The following is a 15714-nucleotide window of genomic DNA, read 5'->3' as shown; positions in this document are numbered from 1 at the left end:
TCAATCCTCTTTGATACGGAAAACTTCGACGCCCACCGCGTCGCAGTCTGGATAAACATCTGGTTTTTCTGTCGAAACGCGCGCAGCCCGCACTTGCGGATGCTCGAGCATGGCCTTGACGAGGTCGTCGCACAGCGTTTCCTGCAAGTGAATATGGCCTTGCTCGACGCGGCGCGAAATGGTCGAACGCATGAAGTCGTAATCGACCACTTCATCCAGCTTGTCCTGCACCGGTGTGGAAAGCGCGAGCGGCACGAACAGTTCGACGTTGATGACGACGCGCTGTTCGCCGCGCTTCTCGAAGTCGTGCACGCCAATGTTGATGTGCACTTCGTAATTGCGCAGAAAGAGCCGGCGGCAGTCGGCGAGCCGGGGATGCGAAAGAGCGGCAAACATGTTCGTTCCAGTCCAAAAGAGCGTGGGGGCACGCAAAGGGCACTTCAGGCGCCCATTGGAAACCCATTAAAAACCCGTTAGAAACATCACGTCGCGCGGCAGCGGCACGAGGTGCTGCCCGCCGTCGACCACCAGCGTCGTTCCTGTGACGCCGGTTGCGTCCGCGAGATACAGTGCGGCGGCCACAATATCCTCCGGCCGCGACGCACGGCCCAAAGGCGTAACCCGGTGAGCGGCCGCGAAGCTCTCCGCTGTTTGATCGGCGGATTGCATCGTCAGACCGGGCGCGAGTCCGACTACGCGCACGTTCGGCGCCAACGCCTGCGCGAGCGCGATCGTGGCTGTCTGCAATGCAGCCTTCGAAAGCGTATACGACAGGTAGTCCGGATTCATGTTGTACAGCTTCTGGTCCAGCACATTGATCACGACGCTGCGCTGCGTTTCGTCGACAAGCGCGGCTTGCGGCGTCGCGTCGAACAGCATGCGAGCCAGCACGAGCGGCGCGCCGAGGTTGATCGCGGTCAGCTTCAGCAGCAGTTCGTAGCCGACGTTGCGAGCCGTGTCTTCCTCGAAACTCGACGCATTGTTGACGATGCAAGCCGGCCGGCCGAGCGCCTCGATGCAGGCCGGCAACAGGGCCGCGACCTGGGCCTCGTCGCTCAGTTCCGCATGCAAGGCCACCGCGCGGCGGCCCATGCCCGCGATTTCGGCGACCACTTCTTCAGCTTCCCCGCGCGACGCGCCGTAATGGACGGCCACATCCCAGCCCCGCGCGGCGAAGCCGAGCGCGAGCGAACGTCCGATGCGGCGCGCGGCGCCGGTAATCAGGACGACACGCGGCGTTTCAGGCTCGCGGGGGGCGGCGGTGTCGATAGAAGCGGTCATTTACAATGCGGGAATGAATCCGAAAGCTCACCAACCCGATAGTTTACCTGCTCCCGGCCCGACCGCGCTCGCGCAGTCCGAAGCGCTCGTCGCGCTCATTCGAGCGGAGCTTGAAGAGGCCGGCGGCTGGTTGCCGTTCGACCGCTATATGGAGCGCGCGCTGTACGCGCCCGGACTCGGCTACTACAGCGGCGGCGCCCGAAAGTTCGGCTTGCGTGGCGACGACGGTAGCGACTTCGTCACGGCGCCCGAACTATCGCCGCTCTTCGCGAAAACGCTGGCGCGTCCTGTCGCCGAAGCGCTGCACGCAAGCGGTACACGCAACGTGATGGAGTTCGGCGCCGGCACCGGCAAACTGGCGGCAGGATTGCTGAACGCGCTCGCCGCGCTCGGTGCTGAATTCGACAGCTATTCGATCGTCGATCTGTCGGGAGAATTGCGCGAGCGTCAGCGTGAAACGATCGAAGCCGCCGCGCCTTTACTCGCGGGCAAAGTGCGCTGGCTGGACGCATTGCCGGAGCGCTTCGAGGGCGTGGTAATCGGCAATGAAGTGTTGGACGCGATGCCGGTGCGGCTTTTTGCTTTCGTTGACGGCGCCTGGCGGGAACGCGGCGTTGCATGGCGCGACGGGTGGTTCGCATTCGAAGACCGCCCGGTTTCCGCATCCGCCGACATGGCATTGCTGTCCGAAATGGACACGACCGGCGGCGACTACCTCGCCGAAACGCACGACGCCGCACGCGCCTTCACGCGCACCATCTGCGCGATGCTCGCACGCGGCGCGGCGTTTTTCATCGACTACGGTTTCCCGCGCCACGAGTACTACCATGCGCAGCGCGCGCAGGGCACGCTGATGTGCCACTACCGGCATCGCGCGCATGGCGATCCCTTTGTCTATCCTGGCTTGCAGGACATCACCGCGCACGTGGAATTCACGGGTATCGCCGAAGCGGGCGTTGAAACCGGAGCAGATCTGCTGGGCTTCACGTCGCATGCGCGTTTCCTACTGAACGCGGGCATTACCGATGCGTTATCCGAAATCGATCCCGACGACGCAGCGCGCTTTTTGCCCGCGGCGAACGCGGTGCAAAAGCTGTTGTCGGAGGCCGAAATGGGCGAGCTATTCAAGGTGATCGCGTTCTCGCGCGGACTGGAAGACACGCTTCAGGCGTTTTCCAGCGGCGACCGGTCGCACACGCTGTAATGCCGGGGTCCGCACGATGATCCGCTGGCTGTTGACTACTTTCGTTGCCCTCGCGGTGCTGTCGGCTTGCTGGCCGTGGCTTCGAAAGCTCGGCATTGGACGAATGCCCGGCGACGTCAGCGTGCGTCTGTTCGGACGCGAATATCACTTTCCGTTTATGTCGACGTTGTTGCTGTCGATGTTGCTGTCGCTTATCGCGAGGCTCCTGTAAAGCCGCCGCGCGGTGATCGCGAGGTTGATCGCGACAGCGACAGCTCGGAAAGCTCTTTCACGAAAGACGGTCGGTGCACTACCGCCCCACTTCGCTCACTCGAGCGCCGCGGCCACAGCACGCACGCGTTCTTGATGCACGGCGTCCTTGATCCCGGTCGGCGTATCGGCGAGCCGCTTGGCGACGGCGCCTGCATCCACGCCCCGCGCTGCGACGAGCGCAACTCGCAAACGCTCCGCTTGCGGATACTCCCGCGCTTCGAAACCAAGCCGGCCGCGCGCGTCGGCCTCGCACGCCTGCAGCGCTTCCGCGAAACGCGAAGGCTTGCGTATCGCGTCGCAGCGCTCGAGCAGCCTCACGAGCGCAGCGGCGCCCATTTCAATCACGCGATGAATGTTGCCGTGTTCGCGCGCCACCAGCACCGCGAGGTCGCGACATTCGTTCGGAACACGTAAGCGCTCGCAGAGAGGCTTGAGCAGATCCACGCTGCGTCCTTCGTGGCCGATATGCCGCGGCAAAATATCTTCGGGCGTAGTGGCTTTGCCGAGGTCATGCGTGAGCGCGGCAAACCGCACGGGCAGCGCATAGCCCTGCTGCGCGGCGTGGTCGAGCACCATCATCACGTGCACGCCCGTATCGACTTCGGGGTGATAGTCGGCGCGCTGCGGCACGCCGAACAGCGCGTCGATCTCCGGCAGAATCCGCACCAATGCGCCGCAATCGCGCAGTACTTCGAACATGCGCGACGGCTTCTTCTCCATCAAACCGCGCGACACCTCCTGCCACACGCGTTCGGCGACGAGGGCGTCCACTTCGCCGTCCGCCACCATTTTGCGCATCAGCGCGAGTGTCTCAGGCGCGACGGTGAAATCAGCGAAACGCGCGGCGAAGCGTGCGATCCGCAAGATACGCACCGGATCTTCAAGAAACGCGTCGCTGACGTGGCGGAAGAGCTTTGCCTGCAAGTCGCGCTGACCGCCGAACGGATCGATCACCGGGCCCGTGAGTTCGCCTCCCGGACGCACCCCGCGAGCCATTGCGTTGATCGTCAGGTCGCGGCGCGCAAGGTCTTCTTCGAGCGTCACGTCTGGCGCGTAGAAGAACTGGAAGCCGTGATAGCCCGCCGCGGTTTTTCGCTCTGTACGCGCGAGCGCGTACTCCTCGTGCGTCTGCGGATGCAGAAACACGGGGAAGTCCTTGCCGACCGGGCGGTAGCCCTGCGCGACCATCTGCTCGGGTGTTGCGCCGACCACCACGTAATCGCGATCCTGAACCGGCACGCCCAGCAATTCGTCGCGAATGGCGCCGCCCACTGCATAGATGTTCATGGGCATTCGTCTAGATACGCAACGGCGTGCGTCTCGCTGAGCGCGTCGTCGATCCAGGCTTTCACGGCGGGCACGGCCATGACCCGTCGCATATACGCCGACGACGTCTCGGACAACGTCGGCTGCCAAGTGTTGAAGCGCATAGCCACCGGCGCGTACATTGCGTCTGCAATGGTGAACTCGCCGAACAGGAAAGGGCCGCCATATGTGTCCAGACAGTCGCGCCAGATCGCCTCGATACGCGCGATGTCGGCCAGCACACCCGGCGTTGCGTTCTTGCCGGGGAACGACGCGCGAATGTTCATCCACATATGCGAGCGCAATTCGCCAAAGCCGGAATGCATCTCGGCGCTCACGCTTCGAGCATGCGCACGCGCCGCCGGGTCGCGCGGCCAGAGTGCGTGCTGAGGAAAGCGCTCGGCCAGCGTCTCGGCAATTGCCAGAGAATCCCAGACGGCAAGGCCCGCGTCGTCGATCAAACAGGGAATCTTGCCTGGGCCCTTCGGCGCACGAGCCAGCACGGCAGCGTTGGTGCCGGGCTGGTCCAGATGAATCAGGACTTCGTCGAACGCAATGCCAAAATGCTTGAACAGCAGCCACGGACGCATCGACCACGACGAATAGTTCTTGTCACCAATAAGCAGCTTCATGCAGGTTCGTATGAGGAAGAAAGTAAAAAGGTTCAGCGCCCCGCGCTCGCGCGAAACGCATCGAAACGCGAGCGTGACGACGCACCGCTCAGATAGACCGGCGCGATGGTTTCGAGGCTGGCCGGCTCAAGACCAAGCTCGGGTGCGAGCGGCCGGCTCAGCACGTTATCGACTTTCATCGAGTCGAGATTGTCGCGTGTGAGGACAGGTTCACCGGGTGCCAGTTCGAAGGTCATTGCCTGCATGCGCGCCAGCATTTGCGGCAAGCGGATGATGCTCGCGTGCCGGCCGATCACATCGCCGCAATATTTAACGAGCTCTTCGAGCGAATAGACGCTCGGGCCGCCAAGCTCGTAGGTCTTGCCGCTGGCCGCATCGAGATCGAGCACGTTCACGATCGCCTTGGCGACGTCGCCGACATAGACCGGCTGGAATTTCGCGTCCGGCATTGCGAGCGGAATCACCGGAAAAATGCGCTGCAAGAAAGCGAACTTGTTGAGAAACTGGTCTTCCGGACCGAACACGACGGATGGCCGGAAAACCGTCCACGCAAGATTCGACGCGTGCACGGCTTTCTCGCCGTCGCCCTTCGAGCGCGCGTACATGCTCGGGCCGTTCGAGTCGGCGCCGAGCGCGCTCAGATGAATTAGCCGATGCACGCCCTTGCCTTCGCAAGCCGCCGCAATTCTGGTCGGCAGCTCGACGTGAGCGCGCGCGAATTCCGGACCGTATGGTGTGCGGCGCTTGCCATGCAGAGTGCCGACGAGATTGATCACACAGTCGGTTTCCTCGACAAAGCGAGCAAGTTGAACGGGATCGAAGACGTCGGTCTCGATCACGTCGATAGGAAGCAGCGTGAGGTGGCGCGCGTTATAGCGTCGCCGTGTGGCGATGCGCACGTCTTTGCCCATTTCAACGAGGGCGTTGACGAGATGGCTTCCGATGAAACCGGAACCGCCAATGATCGCAATGGCTTTGTGTCGCATTTTCGACTCCCTGGTGGAAGCCGCGGCAACGGCTGGCGTGGCGCACCGCTGCCTCACACCGAGGCAGCGGCGGCACGGCGCTTACGGTGCGATGTAACCCAGACGCGCCTTCAGCGATTGCGGACGGCCTTCGAACAATGCCGCGTAGTAGACCGTGTTGGACAACACATTCTTCACGTAGTCACGCGTTTCCTGGAAGGGAATCGCTTCAGCGAAGATCGCGCCTTCAACCGGATGCTGCAACGTCTGCCGCCAGTTACGCGGACGGCCCGGCCCGGCGTTGTACCCCGCGGTGGCCAGCACGGCGGAACCATCGAACTGATTGTAGATCATCGACAGGTAGTTCGTGCCCAGCAGGATGTTGGTGTTGATGTCGTTCATCTGCTCGCGCGAAATCGGGCCAAGGCCGATCTTCTTTGCGACGAGTTGCGCGGTGCCGGGCATCAGCTGCATCAAGCCGCCCGCGCCGACTTCGGAGCGCGCATTGATGATGAAACGCGATTCCTGGCGGATCAGCCCGTACGCCCATTCAACGTCCAGGCCGCTCGACTGCGCATCCCGCTCGACGATATCGCGGAACGGCGACAAATAACGCAGCGAGAAATCGTGTTCGGTTTTCGTGCGGTCGGCGGTGTTGACGGTGCGGTCATACAGCTGGATACGGCGCGCGTATTCGGCGGCGGCAAGCAACTGACGGTCGCTCATGGTGCGCAGCGGCCAGTTCCATTCGCGATTGCCTTCGAGCCGCAAGTTCAGCGCGTAGAAGCGCTGCGCCAGATCGAAACCAGGCGTGTTGCCGGCCTGCTGGACTTCGGAATCGGTCACCATGGTTTTCGGCGGCACCGAAATCTTCTGCCCGAGTTCTTCAGCGGCCAGTTGCCCGTAGAAGTTGAAACCCTGCGAGATCGACTCGAATTCCTGGTTGGCCGCGGTCGTGTCGCCCGCCTGCTTGAGCGCGCGGGCATGCCAATAGACCCACGACGGCTGATTGCGCAGCGCCGCCGGCATCTGCTCGATCGACCAGCGCACCATGTTCCAGTCTCCGGCGAGGAGCGCGGTGCGCGTGCGCCATTCATACGCGGGATTCGAGAGCGGCGCGTTTGCCGACAACCTGTACCAGTCGGTGGCGCTCGGCATCTGCTTGGCTGCCGCCTGATAGGCAATGGTGCCCCAGCCGATCGCGCGTTCGGGCGAATTCAGCGACGGCGCGACAGACGCGAACGTGGCAGCAGCCATGGCCGGATCGTTGCGGGCCATGCGCGTGATGGCGAGCAGCGCGAGTTGATGCGATTGGGCGTCGGGACTGACACCGCGCGCGAGCAACAACGGCGGCGTACTGGTAGCCTGGCCAAACAGCACCGGATCGGGCGCCTGGTCGCCCAGCGCGTCGACCAGTTTGCTGCCGGTATTCGGATAGTTCTGTTCGTAAGCGAGACGGATTTGTTGCCAGATGTCGTCGGTGCTGAACTGCTTGTTCACGCCGAGCACCGTGATCAGATCGACGCAGCCGTCGCCGTACCATTTCGGATCGACTAGCAGCGCGCGCGCCGCGTCCGCGACATTCTCGCCGCGCGACGCACGCGATTCGAGCGCGTAGCACTTGACCTGCGTATCGTCGTTCAGCACGAAGCGCGCATATTGCTGGTCGAAGTTGCGCCAATCATGCCGCGTGCCGAGCACCGTGAGGTAGTCGTTGCGCATGCGGTCGGCGATCGCCTGGCCGTCGTACTTCTGCAGGAACGCGAGCACCGGCGCGTCTGGCGCGTCGACGCGCGCATGACCGCCGGAGTCGAAGAGTTGCGGCTTGATCTGGAAGTACTCCAGATACGAAGGCGCCGGATAGCTCGGGATCATGCTCGCCAACTGCACCGCACGAGCCGCGTCGTTATTGCGGGCGGCCTCGCGCAACTGGACGAAAATCTGATCGTCGTTGTTGAGCTGCGAAATGGGAAGAGGCTTGACGGCTGACGCCGTGCTACATGCGACGAGCGCCGCTGCGGCTAACGCCATGCCTGCCGCGCGATATACTCGATAAAGACTTTTTGACATCGTTGTTTCTGGAGCGCGAATTGAACCCAAGCATAGCATGCAACCCTGTCGCGGAATCGAAAAAGGCGCTGCGTCGAATGCTATTGGAAGCAAGGCTACAAGCGGCTTCCGAGCCGACGAACAATGCCGCGCTCGGACGCTGCGTTCTCGATGCGCTCAAGCATTTCGACGTGCAAAGCGTGGGGTTCTACTGGCCGCTCGCGGGCGAATTCGATGCGCGCGCAGCGATCTCCATTTGGCTCGCGGGCAGCCCGCAACGCGAAGCCAGCCTGCCGATCATCAAGGAACGCGGGCTGCCGCTCGAGTTCCACGCATGGTCGCCGGATACGCCAATGAAGATCGGCCACCACAAGATCGCAGAGCCCACCACAGGGCGAATGGTGACGCCCGAGCTACTGCTCGTTCCCTGCGTGGGTTTCGATGCCGACGGCTACCGGCTCGGTTATGGCGGCGGCTACTACGACCGCACGCTCGCCGGCTGGCCCGGCGCGAAGCGGCCGATCACGGTGGGTGTGGCATATGAAGCATGCCGCACCTCTGCACTGGAGCGCGAGGTGCACGACATGCCGCTCGACATGATCGTGACCGAGACGGGACTTCATGCGCGGACCGTCGGCTAGATCCGTCTGGAAAGCGACCGGCAACACACCGTTTAGCGCGGCTTGCACGCAGCCAGGAAACTCATGCCCCGCTGGCGCGCGTCTCAGCGCCTCCCATTCATAACGACGCCGCCGCGCGCGCGGCTGTGTCGTACATCCCGGACGCGTTTCTCATCAATTGCGCCGCGTCGCCGATCTGTTCGTTGGTGAGGCCGCTTTCCTTCAGCGTCGAGATGAGGCAACTCTCGCGCACCTCGCGATATTTCAGGCACAGCGCACGGCCCGCTTCCGTCGCCGAAAAAAACACTTCCTTGCCGGTCTTTTCGCTTTTTACATACCCTCTAGCTACGAGCTTCTTTAACGCATAGGTCGCGACGTGCGTATCTTCTATGTTGAGCACGAAGCAGATGTCGGCCAGTTTTTTGCGACGCTCGCGATGACTCACGTGATGCAGCAGCGAGACCTCGATTGCGGTCATGTCCTTTTCCCCGGCCGCCGACATGCAGCGCACCATCCATCGGTTGAATGCGTTGCCGGCCATGATGAGCGCGTACTCGAGCTCGGACAGTTCCGCGCTCGTGTCCGACACGAGATGTTCGGACGAGACGATCTTGGTGGGATGCCGCGACATGTGAATTTCTCAGGAAAACGGGATGGAGAGTGTCGGGAGTGTACGACGAGCGGCTCACCGCGGCGAGCCTGGCGAAAACTCTTATTGAGAAATTGTTGATATTTTATTGACAATGTATTCTTCAACGTCGCATAACCTGTCCCATGGTTTCTGACGGCGTTCAACGCAGAACTCTTCGACTTCTTCGGGTCTTCAAGCCATGAGCCAACCCAGAATTTTTCCGCTCGGCGACGCCGCGCTTGTCTGCGAGGTGCCCCCGCCCGCGACGCTGGACTGCCAGCGCCGCGTGTGGGCGGCTGCCGAAATGGCGCAGCACTGGCCTCATGTGCTCGAAGTCGTGCCGGGCATGAACAACCTGACGCTCGTGTTCGATCCCGTCGAAGCCGACCGCGACGCGCTGACGACCCGGCTGCAGGACGCCTGGCAAGCGGTCAGCGCAGCGCCCGCGCCGGGTCGAGAAGTCGAAGTCCCGGTTCAGTACGGCGGAGAGTTCGGCCCCGACCTGGGTGCAGTGGCGAACCACACCGGTCTAAGCGTGCGCGAGGTGATCGAGCGGCATTCGGGTGGCGAGTACGTGGTCTTTTTCCTCGGCTTCCAGCCGGGCTTCGCCTATATGGGCGGACTGGAAGAGGCGCTGCATACGCCGCGCCGCGCATCGCCGCGACTCGAAGTGCCGGCCGGGTCGGTCGGCATCGGCGGGGAGCAGACGGGCATTTACCCGGCCACGTCGCCCGGCGGCTGGCAACTGATCGGCCGCACCGAACTGCCGCTGTTCGACCCAACGCGCCGCCCGCCCACCTTGTTGCAGCCGGGCGACCGGGTGCGCTTCACGATTGCGGGGATACACGCATGATCGACGTGATTCGCGCAGGTCTGCTGACCACGATTCAGGATCTCGGCCGTCACGGCTACCGGCATCTGGGCGTCGCGATGGGCGGGGCGCTCGACCGCCTGTCGCTGGAAGTCGGCAACCGGCTCGTCGGTAACCGGCCCGACGCCGCAGGTCTCGAAATCACCTTTGGCCCGACCGTGCTGCGCTTCCTGCGCGCGACGCGAGTGGCCATCACCGGCACTGAATTCGGCGCGACGCTCGACGGCAAGCCGGTCTACTCGTGGTGGAGCCTGCCAGTGAAGGCAGGCCAGGAGCTGGTACTGAACGCGGCGAAGCGCGGCATGCGCGGCTACGTGTGCGTCGCGGGCGGCATCGACGTATTGCCGATGCTCGGCTCGCGCAGCACCGACCTTGCCGGTCACTTCGGCGGTCTCGGGGGCCGGGCGCTGCGCGACGGCGACCGCCTGCCGGTCGGCGCGCCGCCGCAGCGCGCTCACGTCGGCTTCTCTCCCGAGGCGCCGGAGTTCGGCGTCAAAGCGCCTGCGTGGTGCAAGTTCGTGCTCGTGGACGAACCGCTGCGGCGCGGCCGTCATCCGACCGGCGTGCCTTGGGCGGTCCCCATTCGGGTGCTGCGCGGCCCCGAGTACGAAAGTTTCACCGACGAAGCACACGAGTCTTTCTGGTCCGACGAGTGGCTGGTCACGCCGAACAGCAACCGCATGGGCTACCGGCTCGCCGGCACGGAACTGAAGCGCAAAGTCAAAGCGGATCTGCTGTCGCACGCGGTGCTGCCGGGCACGATCCAAGTGCCGCCGAACGGCCAACCGATCGTGCTGATGAGCGACGCGCAGACTACCGGTGGCTATCCGAAGATCGGCGCGGTCATTCAGGCCGACTTGTGGAAGCTCGCCCAGGTGCGGCTGAATGCGGCCGTCCGCTTCATTCCGACCACAACCTACGAAGCGCGCCACGCTTTACTGGAAGAGCGCACCTATTTGCGGCAAATCGACGCCGCCATAGCAATGCACGAAGAACGTTGCGCACGGCAGATGGCCGCCGCAGCGTTGTGACAATGACCGCCCCCAAGCCTGGCGCGTCGCGCCCGGCCTTTCGAGGGGCAAGAAAACTTGGGGCGGCCCGGCGTTTTCTTGAGAGTAGAGGAACATCATGGAAATCGATCTGAACGCCGACCTCGGCGAAGGCTGCGGCTCCGACGAGGCGCTGCTCGACCTCGTCAGCTCCGCGAATATCGCGTGCGGCTGGCACGCGGGCGGCGCCAACGCCATGCGTGACTGCGTGCGATGGGCGGTGCAAAAAGGCGTGTCGATCGGGGCGCATCCGAGCTTCAACGATCCGGAGAATTTCGGCCGCAAGGAGATGGACTTGCCGGCGGCCGACATTTACGCGGGCGTGCTTTATCAACTCGGCGCGCTGTCGGCAATCGCGCAGGCCGAGGGCGGGCGCATCGCGCACGTGAAACCGCATGGCGCTCTTTACAACCAGGCCGCGCGCGACGCGAAGATCGCCGACGCGATCGTCTCGGCCGTGCATGACTTCGATCCGTCGGTCGCGGTTTTCGCGCTTGCCAACAGCGGTCTCGTGACGGCCGCGCGCAACGCGGGGCTGACCGCCATCGAAGAAGTGTTCGCCGATCGCGGCTATCGCGCCGACGGCTCGCTCGTGCCGCGCAAGGAGCCCGGCGCGCTCCTCGAAGATGAAGACGAAGTGCTCGAACGCACGCTTGCGATGGTGCGCGAGCAGCGGGTGCGCGCCGTCGACGGTCAATGGGTGCCGCTCAACGCGCAGACCATTTGTCTGCACGGCGACGGCCCGCATGCGCTCGCGTTCGCGCGGCGCATCCGCAGCGCGCTCCAACAGGCCGGTATCGAGGTGCACGCGGCCGGCGCAGCAAGCGTCTGAAGTACGTGCCGCCGCATCCTGGTCATGTCCTGAACGCCCCGAACGCCCCGCTACATGCGGGGCGTTCGCCAGGTGCGAGAGGCTATGCAGAGATTTGCAGTATCCGCAGTCGATTCATCGCAGTGAATGCAGGTGCAGGTGCAGGTGCAGGTGCAGGTGCAATTGCAGTGCGTAGCAACGCGGCCATCAAGAGCCGCGGAAATAAAACGGCGCGCGGATCGCCACGCGCCGGCCCATGTTAGCCGTCACAAGCGGCGACGTTGAAACCTGTTTGGAGATCCAGATGCAGACAACAGTCAGTCTATGGCCGCTCATCGGCGTGGCCGTCATCATCGTTGGCTTTTTATTGCGGTTCAATCCGATGCTGATCGTGGCAGTCGCCGCGATCATTACCGGTCTGGCCGCGCATTTTCCGGTCGAGAAAATCCTCGCCGAAATCGGCACTGGCTTCATCAAGACGCGCAACATTCCGTTGATCATTCTTCTGCCGCTCGCGGTAATCGGCCTGCTGGAACGGCATGGCCTGCGCGAACGCGCGCAGACGTGGATCAGCGGCATCAAGGCAGCCACGGCCGGGCGCCTCCTGATCGTTTATCTGCTCGTGCGCGAACTGACTGCGGCAGTCGGACTGACCGGGCTCGGCGGGCATCCGCAGATGGTGCGCCCGCTCATCGCGCCGATGGCCGAAGGTGCAACCGAAACCCGCTTCGGCAAGATCAGCGACGCCGTGCGTTTCAAGCTGCGGGCGTTTTCAGCGGCAACGGATAACGTGGGCCTCTTCTTCGGCGAAGACATTTTCGTTGCGTTCGGTGCGATCGTGCTGATGACTACCTTCCTGAAAGAGGCAGGCATTATCGTCGAGCCGATCCACGTCGCGGTCTGGGGCATTCCCACTGCAATCTGCGCATTCCTGATTCACGGCTTCCGCCTGTATCTGCTTGACCGCAAGCTCGACCGCGAATTGCGCGGCAACGCCCACGCGGGCAATGCCGCCGTATCGTCGACGCAATCCGCTGCAGGAGACAAAGCATGACGCTCTCGATTACCTATCTCTTCTGGCTGTTGGGCGTGGTGCTGCTGATCGTCGGCGGCATGATCGTCACGGACAAGGAACATCCGCGCCGCCTGACGGCCGGCGGCTTCTGGATTCTTTATGCGCTGATCTTTCTGATCGGCGACAAACTGCCGCCCGCAGTGGTCGGCGTCGCGGTGATCGTGATGGCGCTGATTGCCGGCTTCGGCGGGGTCACTGCCGGCAAGCCGAGAGTGCTGTCGCTCGAAGCGCGCAAGGCGAGCGCCGCGCGCCTTGGCAACAAGCTGTTCGTGCCCGCGCTGACGATTCCCGTGATCACCGTGATCATCACATTGTCGGCGAGCCACCTCGTGTTCGGCGGCGTTCCGCTGATCGAGAAGGCCAACGTCACGTTGATCGGCTTCGGCATCGGCTGCGTGATCGCGCTCGCGATTGCGTGCGTGCTGACACGCGACACCGTCGGGCAGTCGATGAAGGAAACGCGCCGCCTCGTCGACGCGCTCTCCTGGGCCGCGGTGTTGCCGCAAATGCTCGGCATGCTCGGCCTCGTGTTCTCGGACGCGGGTGTCGGCAAAGCTGTCGCTCACGTGACCACCGCGTATATCAGCCTCGACTACCGGTTTATCGCAGTGGCCGTGTATTGCATCGGCATGGCGCTCTTCACGATGGTCATGGGCAACGGCTTCGCTGCGTTTCCGGTAATGACGGGCGGCGTCGGCGTGCCGATTCTCGTCGGCGTGTTCCATGGCAATCCGGCCGTGATGGTGGCAATCGGCATGTTCTCGGGCTACTGCGGCACGCTGATGACGCCGATGGCCGCGAACTTCAACATGGTGCCGGCGGCCTTGCTGGAACTGCCGGATAAGAATGCCGTTATCAAGGTCCAGATACCTACCGCGCTGACCTTGCTGGTCGTGAACATCTTCCTGCTCAACTTCCTGATGTTCATGTAACAGCGTGCCGTAAAGAGCAGCAGTTTCCGATGTGTCGCGCGACGTTTCCGCGGCACATCGGCGAAGCACCTCAAACAGGAAAAACCTGCAAGGGAAATAGGATGCGTCCGATCGTCGGCCCATGATGCCGACCATAAGATGCTGGGCCATCTCCCATCCACACGCGCCGGCGCGTGCAACGCGCGCCGCCGGAGCCTTTCCCGCAGGTTTCCATGGAACGTCAATCCCAGCGCGCCGGCGCGCATACCGCGCCGCCGTCATCCAGCGTTACTTCGCTCGTGAAGGCCGCGCTCGACGCGCATCAGGCCGGCCGGCTCGACACCGCCGACTCCATCTACCGCGAGATCCTGACGCTCGCGCCGACGAATTCGCAGACTTTGCATTACTTCGGGGTACTGCATTATCAGCGCGGGCAATACGCAGAGGCCGCCGCACTAATGAGCCACGCGCTCAAATACGACCGTCACGACGCCGCCTGCTGGAGCAACCGCGGACTCGCCGCCGCCGCGCTCGGCCATCTCGAGGAAGCCACGATCTGCTACGACCAGGCGTTGCAGCTACAACCCGATTTCGCCGACGCGCGCAACAACTTCGGCACCGCTTTGCAGGCTCAGGGCGCGTTGAACGAAGCGGTCGAACAATATCGGCTTGCAATCGAGTCGAACCCCTCACTGGTAGATGCCCATCTGAATCTGGGCACGGCGCTCGGCAAACTCGGGCGTTTCGCGGAAGCCCTGGCGTGCTATCGCGACGCGTTGCGAGTCGATCCGGCTTCAGCGGAAGCGCACTTCAACGCGGGCAATGCCTACACAGCGCAAGGCGAGCACGAGGCGGCCGTCGCGAGCTTTGAGCGCGCGCTCGCGTTGCGCCCGGATTACGCCGAGGCGCACATCAACCTGGGTAGCGCGATCGGCAAGCATGGCGACTATGCGGGCGCGGAGTCGCATTACCGTCGCGCGGTTGCAATCGCGCCGAATCCGACCAACCTCGTGTGCCTGGGCGGCTCGCTCGGCGCGCAGGGCCGGCTTGACGAAGAGGAGACGTTCTATCGCGAGGCGCTTGCCCGCGATCCGCATTACGCCGACGCCCATCAGAACCTTGCCTGGCTGCTGCTCAAGCGCGGCGATTTCAAGCAGGGTTGGGCCGAGTTTGCGCTGCGCTGGCGTAAGAGCGATTACGAAGCGCTCGCGATTCCGGGCGTGGCCGAATGGCGCGGCGAACCGCTCAACGGGCGTCGTCTGTTGATCGTCGGCGAGCAGGGTTTCGGGGATCATTTCCAGTTCCTGCGTTTTGCGCGCTTGCTGCACGAACGCGGCGCGACAGTAGACGTCTGCGTTCGCGAGCCATTGCTGAGTCTTGTTCAACGCGTGCCGGGGGTACATAACGCGTTTAGCGGTAAACCGGAGCAGAGCTACGCGGAGCAGAACTACGACTTCTGGGTGCCCATGACGAGCGTGCCTTCATGCGTCGGCACTGAGTTGTCCACCATCCCAGCCGAAGTGCCGTATCTGTTCGCGGACCACGCCAAGGTCAAAGCCTGGCGCAAGAAACTGAAGAAAACCGGCGATGCGAAGCGCAGAGCGGGCCTCGTGTGGGCAGGCAGTCCGGCGTTCGGCAACGACCGCTATCGGTCAATGGCGCTTGCCGACCTGCACGCGCTCGCCGATGTCGCCAATGTGGACTGGTATCCGTTGCAGAAGGGTGCGGCGCACGCGCAACTCTCCTCTGCCCCACCAGCCTTTCGGGCGAACGATTTCAGCGGCGAGTTGAACGACTTTGAAGACACGGCCGCGCTGATCATGAACCTCGATCTGGTGATCGCCGTCGACACCGCCGTCGCGCATCTGGCCGGCGCGCTCGGCAAGCCGGTGTGGCTGCTGCTGCCGGCCAATTCAGACTGGCGCTGGCTTGAAGAACGGAGCGACTCGCCGTGGTATCCGGGCATGCGGCTGTTCCGGCAGAAGGTACTCGGCGAATGGGCCGAGGCGGTGAAGGAAGTGATCAGCGCAATCGATCCCGCGCCGTAGATCGCGCATC

The 15714-nt window shown here is 63.4% G+C and carries 16 protein-coding genes; 9 read left to right on the top strand and 7 right to left on the bottom strand.

Going from position 1 to position 15714, the window contains the following annotated elements; translation table 11 throughout:
- Positions 1 to 396 carry a dihydroneopterin aldolase gene (locus BCA01S_RS11585; RefSeq protein WP_020070804.1) on the bottom strand — a complete coding sequence of 132 codons (396 nt, stop codon included), beginning with the start codon at positions 394 to 396 and terminating at the stop codon, positions 1 to 3.
- Between the two features lie 66 nt (positions 397 to 462).
- Positions 463 to 1281 (bottom strand): SDR family oxidoreductase, encoded by an 819-nt coding sequence (locus BCA01S_RS11580; protein ID WP_027777021.1) that lies wholly within the window; start codon positions 1279 to 1281, stop codon positions 463 to 465.
- A 13-nt stretch (positions 1282 to 1294) separates the two neighbouring features.
- Here BCA01S_RS11580 and BCA01S_RS11575 point away from each other — a divergent pair, with 13 nt between their 5' ends.
- Complete coding sequence (locus BCA01S_RS11575; protein ID WP_027777020.1) at positions 1295 to 2485, top strand: class I SAM-dependent methyltransferase; 1191 nt, start codon at positions 1295 to 1297, stop codon at positions 2483 to 2485.
- Between the two features lie 16 nt (positions 2486 to 2501).
- On the top strand, positions 2502 to 2696 hold the full coding sequence (locus BCA01S_RS11570) for a DUF2905 domain-containing protein (RefSeq protein ID WP_020070801.1): 195 nt from the start codon (positions 2502 to 2504) through the stop codon (positions 2694 to 2696).
- Between the two features lie 95 nt (positions 2697 to 2791).
- Here BCA01S_RS11570 and BCA01S_RS11565 read toward each other — a convergent pair whose 3' ends face one another.
- The 4 genes from BCA01S_RS11565 to BCA01S_RS11550 form a co-directional block, all read right to left on the bottom strand.
- Positions 2792 to 4024: a multifunctional CCA addition/repair protein gene (locus BCA01S_RS11565; protein ID WP_027777019.1), complete on the bottom strand. Its 1233-nt coding sequence runs from the start codon at positions 4022 to 4024 to the stop codon at positions 2792 to 2794.
- The gene (locus BCA01S_RS11560; protein WP_027777018.1) at positions 4021 to 4674 is read right to left on the bottom strand and encodes a glutathione S-transferase family protein; all 654 of its coding nucleotides are present in this window, start codon (positions 4672 to 4674) and stop codon (positions 4021 to 4023) included. The genes BCA01S_RS11565 and BCA01S_RS11560 overlap by 4 nt, the downstream gene beginning before the upstream one ends.
- A 32-nt stretch (positions 4675 to 4706) precedes the next feature.
- Positions 4707 to 5660, bottom strand: a complete 954-nt coding sequence (locus BCA01S_RS11555) for a complex I NDUFA9 subunit family protein (protein WP_027777017.1) — start codon at positions 5658 to 5660, stop codon at positions 4707 to 4709.
- A gap of 81 nt (positions 5661 to 5741) precedes the next feature.
- Positions 5742 to 7709, bottom strand: a complete 1968-nt coding sequence (locus BCA01S_RS11550; protein ID WP_027777016.1) for a lytic transglycosylase domain-containing protein — start codon at positions 7707 to 7709, stop codon at positions 5742 to 5744.
- A gap of 77 nt (positions 7710 to 7786) precedes the next feature.
- Here BCA01S_RS11550 and BCA01S_RS11545 point away from each other — a divergent pair, with 77 nt between their 5' ends.
- The gene (locus BCA01S_RS11545; RefSeq protein WP_027777015.1) at positions 7787 to 8329 is read left to right on the top strand and encodes a 5-formyltetrahydrofolate cyclo-ligase; all 543 of its coding nucleotides are present in this window, start codon (positions 7787 to 7789) and stop codon (positions 8327 to 8329) included.
- Between the two features lie 97 nt (positions 8330 to 8426).
- On the opposite strand, the gene BCA01S_RS11540 is transcribed toward BCA01S_RS11545, so the two are convergent.
- Positions 8427 to 8939 (bottom strand): winged helix DNA-binding protein, encoded by a 513-nt coding sequence (locus tag BCA01S_RS11540; protein WP_027777014.1) that lies wholly within the window; start codon positions 8937 to 8939, stop codon positions 8427 to 8429.
- 199 nt (positions 8940 to 9138) lie between these two features.
- Here BCA01S_RS11540 and pxpB point away from each other — a divergent pair, with 199 nt between their 5' ends.
- The 6 genes from pxpB to BCA01S_RS11510 all read left to right on the top strand — a co-directional run bounded on the left by pxpB (position 9139) and on the right by BCA01S_RS11510 (position 15704).
- A complete protein-coding gene (gene pxpB, locus BCA01S_RS11535) occupies positions 9139 to 9792 on the top strand; it encodes a 5-oxoprolinase subunit PxpB (protein ID WP_027777013.1) in 654 nt (217 codons plus the stop codon).
- The gene (locus BCA01S_RS11530) at positions 9789 to 10841 is read left to right on the top strand and encodes a 5-oxoprolinase subunit C family protein (protein WP_027777012.1); all 1053 of its coding nucleotides are present in this window, start codon (positions 9789 to 9791) and stop codon (positions 10839 to 10841) included. Before pxpB ends, BCA01S_RS11530 begins: the two co-directional genes overlap by 4 nt.
- Positions 10842 to 10938: 97 nt before the next feature.
- A complete protein-coding gene (pxpA, locus tag BCA01S_RS11525) occupies positions 10939 to 11691 on the top strand; it encodes a 5-oxoprolinase subunit PxpA (RefSeq protein WP_020070792.1) in 753 nt (250 codons plus the stop codon).
- Positions 11692 to 11974: 283 nt separating this feature from the next.
- Positions 11975 to 12724, top strand: a complete 750-nt coding sequence (locus BCA01S_RS11520) for a DUF969 domain-containing protein (RefSeq protein ID WP_027777011.1) — start codon at positions 11975 to 11977, stop codon at positions 12722 to 12724.
- Positions 12721 to 13677 (top strand): DUF979 domain-containing protein, encoded by a 957-nt coding sequence (locus BCA01S_RS11515; RefSeq protein WP_027777010.1) that lies wholly within the window; start codon positions 12721 to 12723, stop codon positions 13675 to 13677. Before BCA01S_RS11520 ends, BCA01S_RS11515 begins: the two co-directional genes overlap by 4 nt.
- A gap of 212 nt (positions 13678 to 13889) precedes the next feature.
- Complete coding sequence (locus BCA01S_RS11510) at positions 13890 to 15704, top strand: tetratricopeptide repeat protein (protein ID WP_027777009.1); 1815 nt, start codon at positions 13890 to 13892, stop codon at positions 15702 to 15704.
- Positions 15705 to 15714 lie beyond the last annotated feature (10 nt).

The sequence above is a fragment of the Paraburkholderia caledonica NBRC 102488 genome (genome assembly GCF_000685095.1).
Classification (GTDB): Bacteria; Pseudomonadota; Gammaproteobacteria; order Burkholderiales; family Burkholderiaceae; genus Paraburkholderia; species Paraburkholderia caledonica.
The sequence above is the reverse complement of the archived record's forward strand: the minus strand, read 5'-3'. Positions and strand labels throughout refer to the sequence as shown.

Excerpts from the sequence above, each read along its gene's own strand:
- BCA01S_RS11585 (WP_020070804.1), bottom strand. The coding sequence starts at position 396 with ATGTTTGCCGCTCTTTCGCATCCCCGGCTCGCCGACTGCCGCCGGCTC.
- BCA01S_RS11580 (WP_027777021.1), bottom strand. The coding sequence starts at position 1,281 with ATGACCGCTTCTATCGACACCGCCGCCCCCCGCGAGCCTGAAACGCCG.
- BCA01S_RS11575 (WP_027777020.1), top strand. The coding sequence starts at position 1,295 with ATGAATCCGAAAGCTCACCAACCCGATAGTTTACCTGCTCCCGGCCCG.
- BCA01S_RS11570 (WP_020070801.1), top strand. The coding sequence starts at position 2,502 with ATGATCCGCTGGCTGTTGACTACTTTCGTTGCCCTCGCGGTGCTGTCG.
- BCA01S_RS11565 (WP_027777019.1), bottom strand. The coding sequence starts at position 4,024 with ATGAACATCTATGCAGTGGGCGGCGCCATTCGCGACGAATTGCTGGGC.
- BCA01S_RS11560 (WP_027777018.1), bottom strand. The coding sequence starts at position 4,674 with ATGAAGCTGCTTATTGGTGACAAGAACTATTCGTCGTGGTCGATGCGT.
- BCA01S_RS11555 (WP_027777017.1), bottom strand. The coding sequence starts at position 5,660 with ATGCGACACAAAGCCATTGCGATCATTGGCGGTTCCGGTTTCATCGGA.
- BCA01S_RS11550 (WP_027777016.1), bottom strand. The coding sequence starts at position 7,709 with ATGTCAAAAAGTCTTTATCGAGTATATCGCGCGGCAGGCATGGCGTTA.
- BCA01S_RS11545 (WP_027777015.1), top strand. The coding sequence starts at position 7,787 with ATGCTATTGGAAGCAAGGCTACAAGCGGCTTCCGAGCCGACGAACAAT.
- BCA01S_RS11540 (WP_027777014.1), bottom strand. The coding sequence starts at position 8,939 with ATGTCGCGGCATCCCACCAAGATCGTCTCGTCCGAACATCTCGTGTCG.
- pxpB (WP_027777013.1), top strand. The coding sequence starts at position 9,139 with ATGAGCCAACCCAGAATTTTTCCGCTCGGCGACGCCGCGCTTGTCTGC.
- BCA01S_RS11530 (WP_027777012.1), top strand. The coding sequence starts at position 9,789 with ATGATCGACGTGATTCGCGCAGGTCTGCTGACCACGATTCAGGATCTC.
- pxpA (WP_020070792.1), top strand. The coding sequence starts at position 10,939 with ATGGAAATCGATCTGAACGCCGACCTCGGCGAAGGCTGCGGCTCCGAC.
- BCA01S_RS11520 (WP_027777011.1), top strand. The coding sequence starts at position 11,975 with ATGCAGACAACAGTCAGTCTATGGCCGCTCATCGGCGTGGCCGTCATC.
- BCA01S_RS11515 (WP_027777010.1), top strand. The coding sequence starts at position 12,721 with ATGACGCTCTCGATTACCTATCTCTTCTGGCTGTTGGGCGTGGTGCTG.
- BCA01S_RS11510 (WP_027777009.1), top strand. The coding sequence starts at position 13,890 with ATGGAACGTCAATCCCAGCGCGCCGGCGCGCATACCGCGCCGCCGTCA.